The organism is Comamonas sp. C24C (assembly GCF_053345995.1).
This window is the reverse complement of sequence record NZ_JBKFBC010000003.1, coordinates 419,472-437,051: the sequence shown is the minus strand read 5'-3', so window position 1 is coordinate 437,051 and position 17,580 is coordinate 419,472. Positions and strand designations below refer to the sequence as shown.

Here is a 17,580-nt window from a genome sequence, read left to right as displayed (position 1 = left end):
CGCCCCCCCCCGCCACCGTCCAGCGCATTGATGCCGACGTCAAGGACAGCGAACTCACCGCCCCACGCGATGGGCGCGTGCAATACCGGCTGGCCCAGCCCGGCGAGGTGATCGGCGCGGGCGGCAAGGTGCTCAATATGGTGGATGTCTCGGATGTCTACATCAGCTTCTTCCTGCCCGAGACCGTGGCTGGCCGCGTGGCCCTGGGCACCGAGGTGCGTATCGTGCTGGATGCGGCACCGCAATATGTGATCCCGGCCCAGGTGTCCTTTGTCGCCAGCACCGCCCAGTTCACGCCCAAGACCGTGGAGACGGCCAGCGAAAGACAGAAGCTAATGTTCCGCGTCAAGGCCCGCATCGCCCCGGATCTGCTGCAAAAGCATCTGACACAGGTCAAGACAGGCCTGCCTGGCGTGGCCTGGATCAAGCTCGATAAGGAGCGCGAATGGCCGGCCCGACTGGAGCTGCGTACCGGCGACGCTTCGGCCTCGTGAATACCGGGACCCGGTTTGCCATGACCCAGCATGTAGCCACCTTGCGTGAAGTGACGCTCGCCTACGGTAAGACGCAGGCGCTGCGCGGCCTGAGTCTGGAAATTCCGGCCGGCCTCATGGTCGGCCTGATCGGCCCCGACGGCGTGGGCAAGTCCAGCCTGCTGTCGCTGATTGCGGGAGCGCGCGCGCTGCAAGGCGGCGAGATACAGGCGCTGGGCGGCGATATGCGCAGCAAAAAGCATCGCGATGCTGTCTGCCCGCGCATTGCCTACATGCCTCAGGGCCTGGGCAAGAACCTCTACCCCACGCTGTCGGTGGAAGAGAATCTGCAGTTCTTCGGGCGCCTTTTCGGGCATGACGCGGCCGAGCGCCGGGCGCGCATTGACGACCTGACCCAGAGCACCGGACTGCAGAAATTCCTCTCCCGCCCAACCGGCAAGCTCTCGGGCGGCATGAAGCAGAAGCTGGCACTGTGCTGCGCCCTGATCCACGACCCGGACCTGCTGATTCTCGACGAGCCCACGACCGGTGTGGACCCGTTGGCGCGCGCGCAATTCTGGGATCTGATCAACCGCATCCGCGGCCAGCGCCCGCAGATGAGCGTGATCGTGGCCACGGCCTATATGGACGAGGCCCAGCGCTTCGACTGGCTGGCCGCCATGGATGACGGCCGGATTCTGGCCACCGGCACGCCTGCCGAATTGCTGGCTCGCACCGGCATGCCGGCGCTGGAGGCCGCCTTCATCGCCCTGCTGCCCGAGGAGAAAAAACGCGGCCATGCCGCCGTGGTGATCCCGCCGCTGCAGACCCGCGATGACGACATCGCCATCGAGGCGCGCGATCTCACCATGCGCTTTGGCGATTTCGTGGCCGTGGACCATGTGAACTTCCGCATCCGGCGCGGCGAGATCTTCGGCTTTCTGGGCTCCAACGGCTGCGGCAAGTCGACCACCATGAAGATGCTAACCGGGCTGCTGCCCGCCAGCGAGGGAGATGCCTGGCTGTTCGGCAAGAAGATCGATCCGCATGATGTGGCCACGCGCCAGCGCGTGGGCTATATGTCCCAGGCCTTCTCGCTCTATGGCGAGCTGACCGTGCTGCAGAACCTGGTGCTGCACGCCGAACTCTTCCACGTGGACCCGGCCGAGATCCCCGCGCGGGTCGAGGAAATGATCACGCGCTTCGGCCTTGCCGAGGTGCGCGAGACCCTGCCCGGCAATATGCCGCTGGGCATGCGCCAGCGCCTGTCGCTGGCCGTGGCCATGGTGCACAAGCCGGAGCTGCTGATTCTCGACGAGCCCACCTCCGGCGTGGACCCCGTGGCGCGCGACCAGTTCTGGCGCCTGCTGATCGAGCTCTCGCGCCGCGACCGCGTGACCATCTTCATCTCCACGCACTTCATGAACGAGGCCGAGCGCTGCGACCGCATGTCCATGATGCATGCGGGCAAGGTGCTGGACAGCGACCGGCCGGCAGCCCTGACCGCCAAGCGCGGCGCGGCCACGCTGGAAGAGGCCTTCATCGGCTATCTGGTGGAGGCCTCGGGCGAGGCTGCACCCGTGCTTGATATCAAAAAAGAAGCTACTACCGCTCTCTCTGCTTCGTTTTCAGACATAAATCATGCTGATCTCCAAGCTGGTGAAGCGCAACAAGCTCCTGTTTCAGAAGCACATTCCCGCGGCCCGGGCTTCAGCCTGCAACGCCTGTGGAGCTATCTGTGGCGCGAGTCGCTGGAGCTGCAGCGCGATCCCGTGCGCGCCACGCTGGCCCTGGTGGGCTCGCTGGTGCTGATGGTGGTGATCGGCTTCGGCATCAGCATGGACGTCGAAGACCTGCGTTTTGCGGTGCTGGACCGCGACCAGAGCACCATCAGCCAGAACTATGTGAACAATCTCGCGGGCTCGCGCTATTTCATCGAGATGCCGCCCATCCAGGACTACGCCGACCTGGACCGGCGCATGAAAAGCGGCGAGTTGGCACTGGCCATCGAGATTCCACCCGGTTTTGGCCGTGATGTGCTGCGCGGCTCCAAGGTAGCCGTGGGCGCCTGGTTCGACGGCGCCATGCCCCAGCGTGGCGAGACCGTCAAAGGCTATGTCCAGGCCATGCACCAGCTCTGGCTGGCACAGCAGGCACGCGAGCGCCTGGGCGTGCAACTGGCCAGCCAGGTCAGCCTGGAGACCCGCTTTCGCTACAACCCCGATGTGAAAAGCCTGCCCGCCATGGTGCCGGCCGTGATTCCGCTGCTGCTGATGATGCTGCCGGCCATGCTCACGGCCCTGGCCGTGGTGCGCGAAAAAGAACTGGGCTCCATCGTGAACCTGTACGTCACTCCCGTGACCCGCACCGAGTTTCTGCTGGGCAAGCAGCTGCCCTACGTGGTGCTGGCCATGCTGAACTTCTTTCTGATGTGCGCCATGGCGGTCTTCGTCTTCGGCGTGCCCATGACCGGTAGCTTCCCGCTGCTCGTCTTGGCCGCCCTGCTCTTCAGCGTCATTGCCACGGGCATGGGCCTACTGGCCTCGGCCGTCACCAGCAGCCAGATTGCCGCCATGTTCTTCGCCATGCTGGGCACGCTGATCCCGGCCACGCAGTTCTCGGGGCTGACCGACCCGGTGTCCTCGCTGGAAGGCGCCGGTCGCTGGATCGGCGAGATCTACCCGGCCACCTATATGTTCGCCATCAGCCGCGGCGTCTTCAACAAGGCGCTGGGTCTGCATGATCTGGCGCCGACCTTGCTGCCGCTGCTGATCGCCGTTCCCGTGATCATGGGCATCGCCATCTGGGCCCTGCCCAAGCAGGAGAAATGATGAAGCTCCCCCTGAGTCGCTGCGCGCCTTCCCCCGTATGCACGGCGCCCTCTCTCGCTGCGCGGGAGGGGGACGACACCTTCGCTGTGGGGCGGCCCTGGCTCGGTGTCCCTGCGTTGGGCCTGCGCTTGTTCAGAGCGTCTTCTGCTTCACGGCACACCTTGGACTTTTACGATGTTGCATAGCCTGAAGAATATCTGGCGCCTGGGCGTCAAGGAACTGTGGAGCCTGTGGCGCGACCCGGTGATGCTGGTGCTCATCGTCTATACCTTCACGGCCTCGGTGTACACGGCGGCCACGGCCATGCCCGATACGCTGCACAAGGCACCGATTGCCATCGTCGACGAAGACCAGTCGCCGCTGTCGGCACGCATCGCCTCGGCCTTCTACCCACCTCAGTTCATGCCGCCGCAGATGGTGGACTTCAGCCATGTGGACCCCGGGCTGGATGCAGGCGACTTCACCTTCTCGCTGACCATTCCTCCCAACTTCCAGCGCGACGTGCTGGCCGGCAAAAAGGCCGAGCTGCAGCTGAACGTGGATGCCACCCGCATGAGCCAGGCCTTCTCGGGCAGCGGATACGTGCAGCAGATCGTGCTGGCCGAGATCAACGAGTTCGTCCAGCGTTACCGGGGCGCGAGCGCCCTGCCCGTGGACCTGGAGCTGCGCGCGCGCTTCAATCCCGGGCTGGACAAGATCTGGTTCGGCGGACTGATGCAGATCATCAACAACGTCACCATGCTCTCCATCATCCTCACGGGGGCGGCGCTGATCCGCGAGCGCGAGCACGGCACCATCGAGCACCTGCTGGTCATGCCGGTGACGCCCACCGAGATCATGCTGGCCAAGGTCTGGTCCATGGGTGCAGTGGTGCTGCTGGCGGCCGCCGTCTCGCTCAATCTGGTCGTGCGCGGTGCACTCAAGGTGCCCATAGAGGGCAGTCTGTTGCTGTTCATGGCAGGCTCGGCCCTGTGCCTGTTCGCCACCACGGCCATGGGCATCTTTCTGGCCACCGTGGCACGCAGCATGCCGCAGTTCGGTCTGCTGATGGTGTTGACGCTGCTGCCGCTGCAGCTGCTGTCGGGCGGCATGACGCCACGCGAATCCATGCCCCAGCTGGTGCAGGACGTGATGCTGTTCGCCCCCACCACGCATTTTGTGGAGCTTGGTCAGGCCATCCTGTATCGCGGCGCCGGCATAGAAACCGTGTGGAAGCCCTTTCTGTGGCTGGCGGGCATAGGTGCCGTGCTGTTCTGGCTGTCGCTGATGCGGTTCAGAAAAACCTTGTCCAGCATGGCCTGATATCGTCCTCATGCCGCCATCCGGCGGCCTGCCACACCGGCAACAAGGCGCAAGCCGCCTGCTTGTGCCAAAGACCTCTCCAGTTCCAGTTCTAGCCCCAGGATTTCGCCCATGCCATTCACCACCGAAGAACGACAATCACTGCTTGCACTCAAGGGCGTGGGCCCCACGGTGCTGAGCCGGCTCGAATCCCTGGGCTATGGCTCGTTCGCGCATTTGCGTGAGGCCAATGCCCTGGACATCGCCGCCAAGGCCTCTGCGCTCACGGGCTCCAGCTGCTGGAAGAACAGCCCTCAGGCACGCGCCGCCATCCAGGCCATGATCGACGCAGCCAAGCAGCAGGCAGTGCAGGAGGGCTAAGCACTCGCTGGAATCTGCGCTGCCCCGGCCTGCGCCTCATGCATATCTTTGCAGCAGCGCAGGCCTGAGCTGCAGACGGCCTTTTCTCAAGAAGACGGTTGCGCGCCAAGAATGCGCAGCGTATCGCGGGCAGCCACCCACTCCTCATTCGTGGGCTCCACGCCCACCAGCACCCGGCTGCCTGTCGCTGAGATCACTGGCACATGCGCCGCATTGGCCCGGGCATCGAGTTTCAGACCCAGCCAGGCCAGATCGGTGCAGACGCGGGCACGAATCTCCTCGCTGTGCTCGCCTATGCCTGCCGTGAAGACCAGCATGTCCAGGCCGCCCAGTGCCGCAGCCAGCGAACCGATCTCGCGCACGATGCGGCGCACAAAGAGCTCCAGCGCAATGCGTGCGCGCTCGCCGGCCTCGCCCGGATCCTCGATATGGCGCAGGATCACGCGCGGCTCGGACGAGATGCCCGAAACGCCCAGCAGCCCCGAGTCGTGATAGAGCAGACGCCCCACCTCTTGAAGCGTCAGCTTCTCGATCTCCATCAGATAGAGCACGGCCCCCGGGTCCAGCGCACCGGTACGGGTGCCCATCATCAATCCGTCCAGGGCCGAGAAGCCCATGGTGGTCGCCATGCTCTGCAGCTGCTGCATGCCGCACAGGCTGGCTCCGCTGCCCAGATGGGCGACGATGGTTCGGCCCCTTGCCCTGTCGCCATGACGCTCGGCCAGCGCGGTCGCCATATAGGCATACGAAAGCCCGTGAAAGCCATAGCGGCGCACGCCGCGCTGCCACCATTCGTAGGGCAGCGGCAATATCTGCTCCAGCTTGGGCAGGCTGTGATGAAAGCCGGTATCGAAGCAGGCGATCTGCGCGATATCGGGCCGCTCGCGCAGCAGGATCTCTATGGCCTCCAGCGCAAACGGCTGGTGCAGCGGTGCCAGCGGCACATAGCTGCGTAGGTCCTTCAGCACCTGCGCATCTATGCGAGTGGACTCGAAATACTTGCTGCCGCCATGCACCACCCGGTGAGCGATCGCGGCCACGGGCCGGTCCTCCAGCCGCGCCGTGATGCGCTCGCGAATGATGCGCAGCGCATCGCGATACGGGTGCTCGGCGCCCAGCTCGATGGCAAAGGGCGGGACGTCGGTTTCGCCGAAATCGGGACAGGGCCCGCCAATGCCCTGCACCTTGCCGTTCCACAGGGGTTTGCGCGGCAGCGGGGTGGCGGCCTCGAATACGGCGAACTTGATGCTCGAGGAGCCGCAGTTCAGGACGATGATGACGGAATTGCTCATGGCAGTACCTTTGTCTGCCGACAGGGCACAGACTGCAGCAACGGCCAGCCTGGCGCCATCGGCCATGCTTTTCAGGGCGGCGTCTGCCGGTAGTGATGTGCGAGCAGCAGCGCAATCGCGCAGGATGCAATGCGGGATTCGCGCGAATCGGCGCGGCTGGTCAGCACGATGGGCACCTTGGCGCCGAGCACGATGCCTGCGCTGGCGGCGCCGCCCAGGTACATCAGCTGCTTGGCCAGCATATTGCCGCTTTCCAGGTCGGGCACCAGCAGGATGTCGGCCTGGCCGGCCACGGGCGAAGTGATGCCCTTGGTGCGTGCGGCCTCGATGGAGACCGCATTGTCGAAAGCCAGCGGGCCGTCCAGCACGCCTCCTGTGATCTGGCCCCGGTCGGCCATCTTGCACAGCGCGGCCGCATCCAGGGTTGCGGGCATGCTGGGGTTGACCGTCTCGACGGCAGCGAGAATGGCCAGCTTGGGTCTGGCCACTCCCAGGACCTGCGCGAGCTCGATGGCATTGCGTGCGATATCGGCCTTCTGCAAGAGATCGGGGGCCAGATTGATGGCCGCGTCGGTGACGATGAAGGGGCGTGGATAGCTGGCCGTCTGCAGCACAAAGCAATGGCTGACACGCCTCTTGGTGCGCAGCCCGGCACTGCCAGCAACGACAGCGGCCATCAGCTCGTCGGTGTGCAGACTACCTTTCATCAAGCCCTCCAACTCGCCGCTGGCGGCAAGCCTGGCGCCATGCTCGGCGGCGGCGTGGCTGTGCGGCACGTCCTCGATGCGCAAGCCCTGCAGCTCGAACCCCTGCGCCAGCGCAATCGCCTCAAGCTTGGCGCGCGGAGCGATCAGGACCGGCTCGATCAGCCCCAGCCGATGCGCGTCGAGTGCCGCGGACAGACTGATCGCATCGCAGGGATGAACCACGCCCATGCGCACCGGCGGCAACTCCTTGACGGCCGCCAGCAGCCGGATCAGGCCATGATGGGTGGCCACGTCCAGCGGCTGCTCCGCCCCGCCCGAAGACAGGTCAGCCACCTGCGGTGACGCTGTGGTGAAAGCCTGGGCCTGCGCCTCGCGGGCACAGTGCAGGGTCAACGTGCTCGCATCACGGGCGGCAACGGTGACATGCAGGCTGTCGCCGACAGCCAGGCCATCGAACGGCTCCCGCATCCCCTCTGGACTCGATTGACTCATCGCACTCCTTTCTTGCCGCGGCTTGCGGCCGGTTGACGTCGCGCGGCAGGCTTGGGCCGCGTGGCGGTGGCAGAAGCCCGGGCCGGCGCCAGCTGCGGTACCTGAGCCTCGTCCATCGGGGCCTGCTGCGCCAGCGCGGCCTGCACGAACAAGGCCTGCACCTGCTGCAGAGCGCTTTTCACGGCCTGCTGCTCGGCCTTCGCTCCCGTATCGATGGCCGCCATGCTGGCAATCGCCTGGCTGGCCTTGCGTATGGTGTCGGCAGGCGTGTTCTTGAGCAGGCCGGGAATGGCATCGATGGCGGCGCTACCGCATTGCCTCATCACCAGGGTCTGCTCGCGGATGGCGGCGCGCAGCTCGGCCAGGCTCCAGCGCCCCGGCGCCTCCTGCTCCAGCAATTGCGCGGCCAGATGGTAGTAGCGCTCGTCTACGGCGCGGCGCAGCGACAGCACGCTCAGCAAGCCGCGCAACGTGGCTTCGAGCACGCCGCCCTGATCCACACTTTCTTCGATCTGGCGCTGCCTGCCCGCCATCAGGGCCAGATGCTCGGGCGTGGTGCCAGGATGCTGGCGCACCGGCCCGCTTTCGCCATAGGCATGTCCGGCCAGTGCCTGCATCAGGGGCGAGCCGTAGAGCATGTCGAACCACAGGGTATAGATATGGTCGCGCCGGTCGCGAAAGTCATCGAGGGAGCGCTCCAGCGCGGCCGAGCCCTGCTGCTGCATCTGCAGCCAGGGATTGGCCTCGTCCACGGGCTGGCGATGTTCGCGTATGTATTCGGCACTGCCGCGTATCAGGGCGGCCAGCGGGTGCTGGCTGCTCCAGGCCTCGAACTGCAGACGCATGGGGTGCAGGGTCTGCAGCCAGCGCGCCGACTCGGAGGTGCTGAATGCGCGCACCCAGGGTTGCCAGAGGCTGCGGTACAGCGCCAGGTTGATGTCGGACACCCGGGCCGCCGCGTCGAAGCGGCGTTCGGCCTGGGCATCGGGTTTGACGATATCGCGCACTTCATCAAGGCCGCTGGCACGGATGCTCAGCAGATAAGGATCGTGGAGCAGCTTCTGCTCCTGTGCCGTAGCGTCGTCCACGCTGGCGCGGTAGATGCCTGCGGGCAGCAGATTGATCTGCTCTATGGCGCTGGCGAACTTGCGGTGCTGCTTGCTGCCGACCGCCCCCGACACAAAGATGCCCAGGTGGCCGATGCTGTCATGCATGCTGAAGATGATGGTCTGGTCATGCGCGCGCACGTCGTCGTCGCTGGCGTAAAGATCGGTGATCCAGCCCAGGGCCTGGGCCGGCGGCGTGATGTTGTCGCCATAGGAACAGAACACCAGGATCGGCGAGCGGATATTGCGCAGATCGATGCGCACCCCGTCCGAGGTCAGCAGCCGGGCCGTCGAAAGCTTATTGCCGATGAACAGGTTGTCGACGATGTACTGCATCTCCACATCGTTGAGAAAGACATAGCCGCCCCAGTATTTCTCGAAGCCTATATAACGCTCGGCCTCCGTGTCGGCATTGGCATAGACCTTGTACTGCTTGCTCCACAGCGTGTTGGCCGGATCGAGCTGCTCGAAGTTCTGCACCAGATGGGCGCCGTCGAAGCGGCCGTTGCCCAGATCGCTGCTCAGCGCCGTCATCCAGCTGCCTCCCAGGAGTCCACCCGAGTAGCGCATGGGATTATCTCCGGCCCAGTATGACAGGGGCGCTCCGGCGACGATGATGGGCCCGAACAGCTCGGGCCAGACCGCTGCCGTCATCAGGATCTGCCATCCTGCCTGACAGTTGCCGATGACCGCGGGCTTGCCCTCGCTCTCGGGGTGCAGCTCGGCCACGCGACGCATGAAGGCCGCCTCGGCACGCATCACGTCCTCCACCGTCTGGCCCGGCACCGGGTCGGGCAAAAAGCCGACGAAGTAGCAAGGGTGGCCGGCCTCCAGCGCTGCGCCGATCTCGCTGTGCGGCTTGAAGCCGCCTATGCCGGGCCCATGGCCCGCGCGTGGATCGATCACGACGAAGGGTCGCTTGCCCGGATCGGCCGGCTGATTCTCAGGCGCCTGAATGCGCACCAGGCCATAGTTGACGGGCCTGGGAAGTTCCAGCCCCGACATCACCAGCTCGGCAGGGAAATTCAGCACATTCGGCGTCCTGGCCTCGCGCTGCATGCGGTACTGATCGCCGACCTGGCGCTCGATATCGGCATACAGCACGCTGCGCTGGGCAGCATCCAGCGCATAGGCTGCGGCGGCTCGCCACCATGTCAAAGGATCGACAGATCCCTGAGTCGATGGGCCGGCCTCGCTAGGTTTGCTCATATCGTGCTCCCGAAGTCACAAGCTTCTCGCGAGAAGACTCAAAAACAATAGCTGTCGGCGCTTTATGGCTCAGCCAAACGCCGAAAAGCCGGAATTCCTACCATGACAAGGCCGCAGATCATCCGGCGACGAAGCGGCAGCCATGCTGCGGCCCCGCCCCTCTTTCTCCTTACTTCTGTGCCGTCTTGCCGCCCTTGGCCTGAGCCGCGTCCAGGCCCGGTGGCGTCCAGACGGACAGCCACTGCTTGAAGATGTCCTGCAGCGGCAAAGCGGGCAGATTGGACGAGCCGTCTGCACGCATGGCGTCGGCCACGGCCTTCTGCCAGGCCTCCAGGGCTTGCTGCAGACCGCTGGCAAAAGCCTGCTGGTTCCGGATCGCGATATCGCTGGCGCTCCTGGCATCGCTCATGCGATCTTCAATCCTGCGCATGAAAGCCTCGGCGGGCAGGCTGGCCAGTGATTGCCAGTCCTCGGCCTTCAGCAGGCTTTGCAGCTCCGACGTGGTTTCGCTGATGCCGGTAGCACTGCTGTGCTGCGCCGCTTCCAGCCAGCGATGGCCACTCTCACGCATCAGCTGAGCGATGCGCAGTTGCAGCTCGGCATTGGCCTTGAACAGACTCAGGGGGGTCGCTTGGATGCTCATATCGGTCTCCCTATGGTGATGGTGGTGCCTATCGAGAGGCTGGCGGACCGTCCGGCCTATCACCGTGACCAGACGGCCTATGAAAACTCCGTGACCTGCGCAAACCCGGATGGCGCATGGCGTTTCGTGCAGAGAAATGCCCGTCGTGCATCCTGGTCGGCGCAGGTCTTCAACTCAATGCTCAAGCACGTACCGGCCCGGAGCGTCATACAAAGGCTTGCCGCTCTTGCCGCCCATGCGCGGCGCAGCCAGCGGCGTACCGGATCTGCTTTGGAGCCAGGCACTCCATGCCGGCCACCAGGAGCCCTGGTGCCGCTCGGCTTCCTGCTGCCACTGCGCGGCAGGCATGTCCTGTGCACCGGCGGGACGCATGCGCAGCTGGTAACTGCGGCGCGGATGGCCGGGCTCGCTGACAATGCCGGCGTTATGGCCGCCGCTCGTCAGCACAAAGGTGATTTCGGCCGCAGTGCGATGGTGCAGCTTGTATACCGATGGCCAGGGAGCCACATGATCGGTAAGCGTTCCCACGCTGAAGATGGGCACTCTGAGATCGAGCAACGAGACCGGCCTGCCGTCGACCGGATAACGGTTTTCGCTGAGATCGTTGTTCAGAAACAGACGACGCAGGTATTGCGAGTGCATCCTCGCAGGCATGCGCGTGGCATCGGCATTCCAGGCCATGAGATCGCTCATCGGCGCACGCTCGCCCAGCAGGTAGTGATCGACCATGCGCGACCACAGCAGATCCTGGGAGCGCAGCATCAGGAATGCGCCGGCCATCTGCTCGGCGCGCAGATAGCCTTGCCGGGCCATCTGGGCCTCAAGCAGGCTGATCTGCGCTTCGTCGATGAACAGCCCCAGCTCGCCAGGCTCGGTGAAATCGGTCTGCGCGGCCAGGAGGCTCATCGATGCCAGACGGTCGTCGCCGTCGCGCGCCATCGCTGCTGCAGCAATGGCCAGCAGGGTTCCGCCCAGACAATAGCCGGCCGCATGCACTTTCTTGCCCGGGACGATGCCGGTAACGGCATCCAGCGCAGCACGCCAGCCCAGCTCGACATAGTCGTCCATGCCCAGCTCCCGGTCATCGGCATCGGGGTTCTTCCAGGAAACGCAGAACACCGTATGCCCCTGATCGACCAGATACTTGATCAGCGAATTGCCTGGGGATAGATCCAGGACGTAGTACTTCATGATCCAGGCAGGCATGATCAATACCGGCTCGGGGTGGACCTTGTCGGTGGTGGGCGTGTACTGGATCAGCTCCATCAGCCGGTTGCACAGCACCACCTTGCCAGCCGTGACGGCCACATCGCGCCCTGGCTGGAATGCTTCGGAACCTGCAGGCGGCTGGTTTGCAATCTGGGCCTGCAGGTCTTCCATCAGATACTGCAAGCCGCGCACCAGATTCGCCCCGCCCTCTTTGAGGGTACGCTCCTGAACAATCGGGTTGGTGGCAAAGAAATTCGCAGGCGAGCACATATCCAGCCACTGCTTGCCCCAGAACCCGACCAGGCGCGCGTGATGCGGTTCAACACCGGCAACGCCCTGGCTGGCAGCCTGCCACCAGCGTTGCTGAGCGGCAAAGCCCGCACTGATGGCATTGAACGGCCATTGCTGCCATTGAGCCGCCTTGAAGAGGCGATCTGGCTCAGTGGTCCTGGGTCCGCCATAGCAAAGACTTGCCCATTCCTCCAGCGCCAGCCAAGCGAGATCCAGTCGCTTTCCCGGACTGATGGCAAGATTGCCTGCCCAGTCCAGCCAGGCCTGCCATTGGGACTCGGGGGAAACCGACAGCCACTGCTGCGCCCACATCGCACGCACAGCCTGATCAAGCTGCTGGCTGGAACTGAACTGCGTCTCGGCCTCGCGGTCACCCATAGCGGCCCCTTTTTGCTGCATGGCAATAACGCAACATCTTATGTGCTGAAGAAGTTGTTGCATAGTCACCTCCCAAGGAGGCTTGAGCTTCATCAAATCCAGGTTGGCAAGCACTGCGGCGCCAGATGCCGGATGGCGCGGGCTGCAGCGCGGCAGGCAGAAGAACTCGGCGCCCAGACCTGCAGGCAATATCGGCAATGGCCTGCAAACGGCGGGCTCCGGCCACCGCCGGCCGGCTCGTCAGGCACCGATTTCCCATTGTGTGCAATAATGGAGAGCTTTTATGCGGAAAGTACACCGGACAGGCTGGTGCGGCTCCCGCACTTGACCAAAGGAAAGATCATGAAAGAAGGCATTCACCCCAATTACCGCGAAGTTCTGTTCGTTGACATGTCCAACGGCTTCAAGTTCGTGACACGTTCTTGCGTTTCCACCAAGGAAACCGAAAACTTCGAAGGTAAAGAGTACCCTCTGTTCAAGCTGGATACCACTTCTGAATCGCACCCCTTCTACACTGGCACACAAAAGTCGGTGGACAACATGGGTGGCCGCGTGGAGAAGTTCCGCAACCGCTTCGGCAAGAAGTAAATCTTACTTTTTTGCTGAAAAGGCAGCTCGGGCAACCGTGCTGCCTTTTCTTTTTGGGAGCTGCCCTGCAGCACCCCAATGCTCCTATCATCGGAGCACCAAGCGCTCCGAACCCGGGCGCTCTCGCCTGATCAGGCCGTGCAGACTCGCACCGCCGCTACCGGATTGATTGCGTGAACCAGCCCACACCTGCCATTGTTGCCCAAAGCGCCGTGCGCCGACTGCCGCGCTGGGCCCTGCTTTTGCTGTGCCTGGCCTATGTGATTCCCGGCTTTGTCATGCGTGGCCCCTGGCGCTCCAACGATATGGAGGCCTTTGGCTATATGCGCGAGCTGGCGCTAGGTCATACCGACTGGCTGTCTCCCACGCTTTCGGGTCTGGCTCCCAGCATCGATGGTCTGCTGCCCTACTGGCTGGGCGCCTTGTCCCTGCTGGGCTTCGAGTGGCTGCTCGGCGCTGAAATGGCGGCGCGCCTGCCGTTCATCGCCTTGCTGATCCTGACCCTGGGAGCCACCTGGTGGGGCGCCTACTATCTGGCCCGCACGCCAGGCGCACAGCCCGTCGCCTTCGCCTTTGGCGGAGAGGCGCAGCTGATCGACTACGCCCGCGCCATGGCCGATGCGGCCTTGCTGGCCCTGGTTGCCTGCCTGGGTCTGGCCCAGCTCTCGCATGAAACCACCAGCTACGTCACCCAGCTGGGCTGCACGGCGCTGCTTTTCTTTGCGGCGGCAGCCATAGCCTATCACCCGAGGAAGTCAGCGGCGGCCCTGATATTCGGCCTGCTGGGACTGGCCCTGAGCGGAGCCCCCACGCTTGCCGTGCTGTTCGGACTGGGCGGCAGCGTGATCGCCTTCACCCAGCGCAGCTGGGGCGACAATCCTGGCCGCTCACACCGCCAGGCACGCCTCTGGGCCGCAGCCTGGATGGCCGCCACGGTGCTAGCCGCCAGCCTGACCACCGCACTGGATCAATGGGTCTGGCATCTCGTGGATTCGCTCAAAGACTGGAGCGCACTGCTGCAGCTGCTGTTGTGGTTCTGCTGGCCTGCCTGGCCCCTGGCTTTGTGGACGCTGTGGGTCTGGCGCCGCCAGATTGCCTACCCCGGCCACAACCCGCATCTGTCCATCGCCCTGCTGTTTGCCACCGTCCCGGTGGCCGCCTGCCTGAGCAGCACCCCGGCCGATCGCGCCCTGCTGCTGGGACTTCCTGCCATCGCCACCCTGGCCGCCTTCGCCCTGCCCACCTTCAGGCGCAGCATCAGCGCGCTGATCGACTGGTTCACACTGCTGTTCTTTACGGCATCCGCGATTGCCATCTGGGTGGTCTGGCTGGCATTCCAGACCGGATTTCCACCCAAGATCGCCGCCAATATTGCACGCCTTGCCCCGCAGTTTGAAGCCAGCATCTCCTGGCCCACGGTCATCGTGGCACTCGTCGCCACTGCCGGCTGGTTTGCACTGGTGGTCTGGCGCACTTCGCGCAACCGCGCAGCCATCTGGAAGAGCCTGGTGCTGCCAGCCGGCGGTGCCACGCTGAGCTGGGTGTTGTTGTCCACGCTCTGGATGGAGCCACTGGACCATGCTCGAAGCTATCAGTTCCAGATGACACAGCTGGACGACGAGCTCAGGCAAAACGGCGCCACAAGCTGCGTGCTGACCTATGGCCTGGGCCGCTCGCAGATTGCGGCCGTGCGCTACTACACCCATGTGGATACGGCACTGCTGCGCCGCAGCGATCCCGGCGACTGCGGCTGGGCGCTGGTCGATGCAGACCGCTGGGCGGGCGACCACAATCGCAAGCTGCGCCAGGGCTGGAGCGAGGTAAGCCGCATCACCCGTCTGGCCGGTCAGAAGGAAGTTCTGGTTCTGCTCAAGTACACCGGCCCCAAAGCCGCGCCATGAAGGGCGAGCTGCAGTACATAGGCCGCCATGCGGGTACGGTGCTGGCCGGCCAGCTGGCCGTCATGGCCTTCGGCACCACCGATACCGTCGTCGCCAGTCGTTATTCCAACGAGGCCGTCGCCGCCCTGTCCGTGGGCTCGGCCATTTTCATCAGCGTCTATGCCTCGCTGATGGGCATTTTTCAGGCTCTTCTGCCCCTGTGGTCCGAACAGCGTGGCGCCGGCCAGCCCCAGGCCATAGGGCATTCGCTGCGCCAGTCCATGTATCTGTGTGCCGCGGCCTGCGTGCTGGGGATGGCAGTGCTGCTCATGCCTGACGCGCTGCTGCGCTGGACCGATGTGCCCGATGCGCTGCAGCTGGAGGTCAAGCGCTATCTCGCCGTGCTGGCCTGGGGCCTGCCGCCGGCGCTGCTGTTTCGCATCTACAGCGCACTCAACCAGGCGCTGGGCCACCCCAAGCTGGTCACCTGGCTGCAGCTCATCTCGCTGCTGATCAAAGTCCCCCTGTCCGTCTGGTTCACCTTTGGCGGCCTGGGCCTCGCCCCCCTTGGAGCCGTGGGCTGCGCCCTGGCCACGCTGCTGGTCAACTACACCATGTTTGCCGTGGCCCTGTGCCTGATGCGCACCCAGGATTTCTATGCGCCGCTGGCGCTGTGGCAGAAGCTGGAGCCCCCTGACTGGCTGCAACTGGGCCGCTTCTGCCGCCTTGGCATTCCTGCGGGTCTGGCCATTCTGGTGGAGGTCACCTCCTTCACGCTCATGGCCCTGTATGTGGCAAGACAGGGCTCGCTCTCGTCCGCCAGCCACCAGATCGCCGCCAATCTGGCCGCCATCTGCTATATGGTGCCGCTGTCCCTGGCCATTGCCACCAGCGCCCGCGTCAGCTACTGGCGCGGCGCAGGCGATGAAGCCCAGGCCAGAACGCTGATTCAGCAGTGTTTCAAGCTGGCACTGATGATAGGCATGGCAACAGCTGCCACCTTGTTCCTTGCTCGCAGCTGGATTGCAGACATCTATACCGACTCCCCGCAGGTGCTGGCCATGACGTCCTGGCTGCTGATCTGCGTGGCCGCATACCATGTGGCGGACTGCGTGCAAACCTACTGCATTTTCGTGCTGCGCTGCTACCGCGTGACCGTGGCGCCCCTAGTGATTTATTGCCTGCTGCTCTGGGGCGGCGGCCTGGGCCTTGGCTACTGGCTGACCTACCGGTGGCAGGCCGCTCCCGGCTGGCAGGGCTGGCAGGCCACGCCCATGCCCTTGTGGATCTGCAGCGCGGCCGCCCTGCTGGTCACGGCCCTGGCATTCAGCACCATCCTGCACAAAACCATACGACCGCCCAGGCCCCGGACCAGCCCCCGAAGCGCTCAATGAGACAGCGTCTTGGCCGGCACCTCGGTCACGGCCCGCACACGTCCGGGCGGAAAAGTCACAGCGAACTCCGAGCCCTTGCCCAGCTCGCTCTCGATGCTGAGCTTGGCACCATGTCGTTGCAGCACATGCTTGACGATGGCCAGTCCCAGGCCGGTGCCGCCAGTGTCGCGTGAGCGGCTGCGGTCCACGCGATAGAAGCGCTCCGTCAGGCGCGACACATGCTTTTCATCGATGCCGGGGCCGGAGTCCTTGACGGCAAAACGGGCCGACCCGTCAGGCAGCAATTGCCAGCGCACATCGATCTGCCCGCCTGCAGGCGTGTAACGCATGGCATTGGCCAGCAGATTGGAGAACGCGCTGTGCAGCTCTGCGCTGGCGCCTGCCAGCTCTCCGGCCTGCCTGAGCGCCTGCTCGTCGGGAAAGTTCAGTACATGGGGCTTGGCCTGCTTGCGCGTCAAGGCATTGGAGAGGCCGCGCGCCTCGTTCTCGCAGCGAGTGAGCAACTGCGCCACCGAGACCCAGTCGTTGTTGCCTGGCAGCGGGCTGCCCTCCAGACGCGACAAGGTCAGCAAGTCCTCCACCAGATGCTGCATGCGCTCGGCCTGCTGGGCCATCAGCTCCAGATAGCGATTGCGCTCGTCCTCCTCCAGCGGCAGGTTCTGCAGCGTTTCCACAAAACCGGCAAGCACCGTCAGCGGCGTGCGGATTTCATGCGAGACATTGGCCACGAAGTCGCGGCGCATGGCTTCGGCCTGCTCCAGAGCCGTCACATCGCGCGCCAGCAGCAGCTTGCGCCCCTCGCCATAGCCGTAGAGCTGCACCGACAGCTTGACCGGTCGCGAAGGCGTGCTTTCGCGCCCCTGCATGACCAGATCGTGGGTGAAGTCCTGCGCCACGAAATAGGCACTGAACTGGGGATTGCGCACCAGGTTGCCTATGCTTTGCAGCACATCGCGCTCGGCGTCGAAGCCGAACTGCTTGGCCGCAATCTGGTTGCACCATTCGATGCGCCCCTGCGCATCGAGCAGCACCACGCCATTGGGACTGGCCTGCAGGGCCGACAAGATATCGTTGAGCCGCTGATCGCCCTGCTGCACCTGCTGCACGCTCTGGCGAATCCAGCGGCGCATGCGCACGCCAGCCTCGCCCCAGATGCCCGCCAGGTTGGGCACGGCACCCAGCTCCGACTGGCGCAGCCAGCGCAGCAGGCGCGCGCCATTCCAGCTATCCACCAGCCACCAGATCCAGCCGCCGATCAAGGCACCTGCCATGGCCGCCACAGATTGCTGCCCCACCGTCGCATCGGGTGCGACCAGATAGGCCCACAGCAGCCATACCACCATGGCTGCCGCGATCTGAGAGGCCAACAATCGAAAACCACGCCACCCCATATTTGCTTTCAGTTGTGATTTTTGTCGACCCAGC

The 17,580-nt window shown here is 64.5% G+C and carries 13 protein-coding genes; 7 read left to right on the top strand and 6 right to left on the bottom strand.

Features of this window, described 5'->3' with window-relative positions; all coding sequences use genetic code 11:
- From ACLBXN_RS08855 to ACLBXN_RS08840, 4 genes are all read left to right on the top strand, one after another.
- The coding region (locus ACLBXN_RS08855; protein ID WP_447611845.1) for an HlyD family secretion protein at positions 1 to 494 on the top strand (494 nt) is incomplete at its 5' end.
- Positions 495 to 514: 20 nt separating this feature from the next.
- A complete protein-coding gene (gene rbbA / locus ACLBXN_RS08850) occupies positions 515 to 3,304 on the top strand; it encodes a ribosome-associated ATPase/putative transporter RbbA (protein ID WP_447611844.1) in 2,790 nt (929 codons plus the stop codon).
- 174 nt (positions 3,305 to 3,478) lie between these two features.
- A complete protein-coding gene (locus ACLBXN_RS08845; protein ID WP_043005440.1) occupies positions 3,479 to 4,606 on the top strand; it encodes an ABC transporter permease in 1,128 nt (375 codons plus the stop codon).
- Between the two features lie 111 nt (positions 4,607 to 4,717).
- The gene (locus ACLBXN_RS08840; protein ID WP_447611843.1) at positions 4,718 to 4,966 is read left to right on the top strand and encodes a helix-hairpin-helix domain-containing protein; all 249 of its coding nucleotides are present in this window, start codon (positions 4,718 to 4,720) and stop codon (positions 4,964 to 4,966) included.
- Between the two features lie 86 nt (positions 4,967 to 5,052).
- Here the strand turns inward: ACLBXN_RS08840 and ACLBXN_RS08835 are convergent, their stop codons facing one another.
- From ACLBXN_RS08835 to ACLBXN_RS08815, 5 genes are all read right to left on the bottom strand, one after another.
- The gene (locus ACLBXN_RS08835; RefSeq protein WP_447611842.1) at positions 5,053 to 6,258 is read right to left on the bottom strand and encodes an acetate/propionate family kinase; all 1,206 of its coding nucleotides are present in this window, start codon (positions 6,256 to 6,258) and stop codon (positions 5,053 to 5,055) included.
- A gap of 71 nt (positions 6,259 to 6,329) precedes the next feature.
- Positions 6,330 to 7,457 carry a bifunctional enoyl-CoA hydratase/phosphate acetyltransferase gene (locus ACLBXN_RS08830; RefSeq protein ID WP_447611841.1) on the bottom strand — a complete coding sequence of 376 codons (1,128 nt, stop codon included), beginning with the start codon at positions 7,455 to 7,457 and terminating at the stop codon, positions 6,330 to 6,332.
- The gene (locus ACLBXN_RS08825) at positions 7,454 to 9,772 is read right to left on the bottom strand and encodes a DUF3141 domain-containing protein (RefSeq protein ID WP_447611840.1); all 2,319 of its coding nucleotides are present in this window, start codon (positions 9,770 to 9,772) and stop codon (positions 7,454 to 7,456) included. Before ACLBXN_RS08825 ends, ACLBXN_RS08830 begins: the two co-directional genes overlap by 4 nt.
- Positions 9,773 to 9,941: 169 nt before the next feature.
- Entirely contained in the window at positions 9,942 to 10,415 is a 474-nt protein-coding gene (locus tag ACLBXN_RS08820) for a phasin family protein (protein ID WP_043005437.1), read from the bottom strand.
- 174 nt (positions 10,416 to 10,589) lie between these two features.
- Positions 10,590 to 12,293 (bottom strand): PHA/PHB synthase family protein, encoded by a 1,704-nt coding sequence (locus ACLBXN_RS08815; RefSeq protein WP_447611839.1) that lies wholly within the window; start codon positions 12,291 to 12,293, stop codon positions 10,590 to 10,592.
- Positions 12,294 to 12,635: 342 nt separating this feature from the next.
- Here ACLBXN_RS08815 and ACLBXN_RS08810 point away from each other — a divergent pair, with 342 nt between their 5' ends.
- The 3 genes from ACLBXN_RS08810 (at position 12,636) to ACLBXN_RS08800 (ending at position 16,155) form a co-directional block, all read left to right on the top strand.
- Positions 12,636 to 12,881, top strand: a complete 246-nt coding sequence (locus tag ACLBXN_RS08810) for a type B 50S ribosomal protein L31 (RefSeq protein ID WP_003053459.1) — start codon at positions 12,636 to 12,638, stop codon at positions 12,879 to 12,881.
- Positions 12,882 to 13,054: 173 nt separating this feature from the next.
- A complete protein-coding gene (locus ACLBXN_RS08805) occupies positions 13,055 to 14,782 on the top strand; it encodes a hypothetical protein (RefSeq protein ID WP_447611838.1) in 1,728 nt (575 codons plus the stop codon).
- Positions 14,779 to 16,155 carry an MATE family efflux transporter gene (locus ACLBXN_RS08800; protein WP_447611837.1) on the top strand — a complete coding sequence of 459 codons (1,377 nt, stop codon included), beginning with the start codon at positions 14,779 to 14,781 and terminating at the stop codon, positions 16,153 to 16,155. Before ACLBXN_RS08805 ends, ACLBXN_RS08800 begins: the two co-directional genes overlap by 4 nt.
- Here the strand turns inward: ACLBXN_RS08800 and phoR are convergent.
- Entirely contained in the window at positions 16,149 to 17,525 is a 1,377-nt protein-coding gene (phoR, locus tag ACLBXN_RS08795) for a phosphate regulon sensor histidine kinase PhoR (protein WP_043005433.1), read from the bottom strand. The genes ACLBXN_RS08800 and phoR overlap by 7 nt on opposite strands.
- Positions 17,526 to 17,580: the final 55 nt, after the last annotated feature.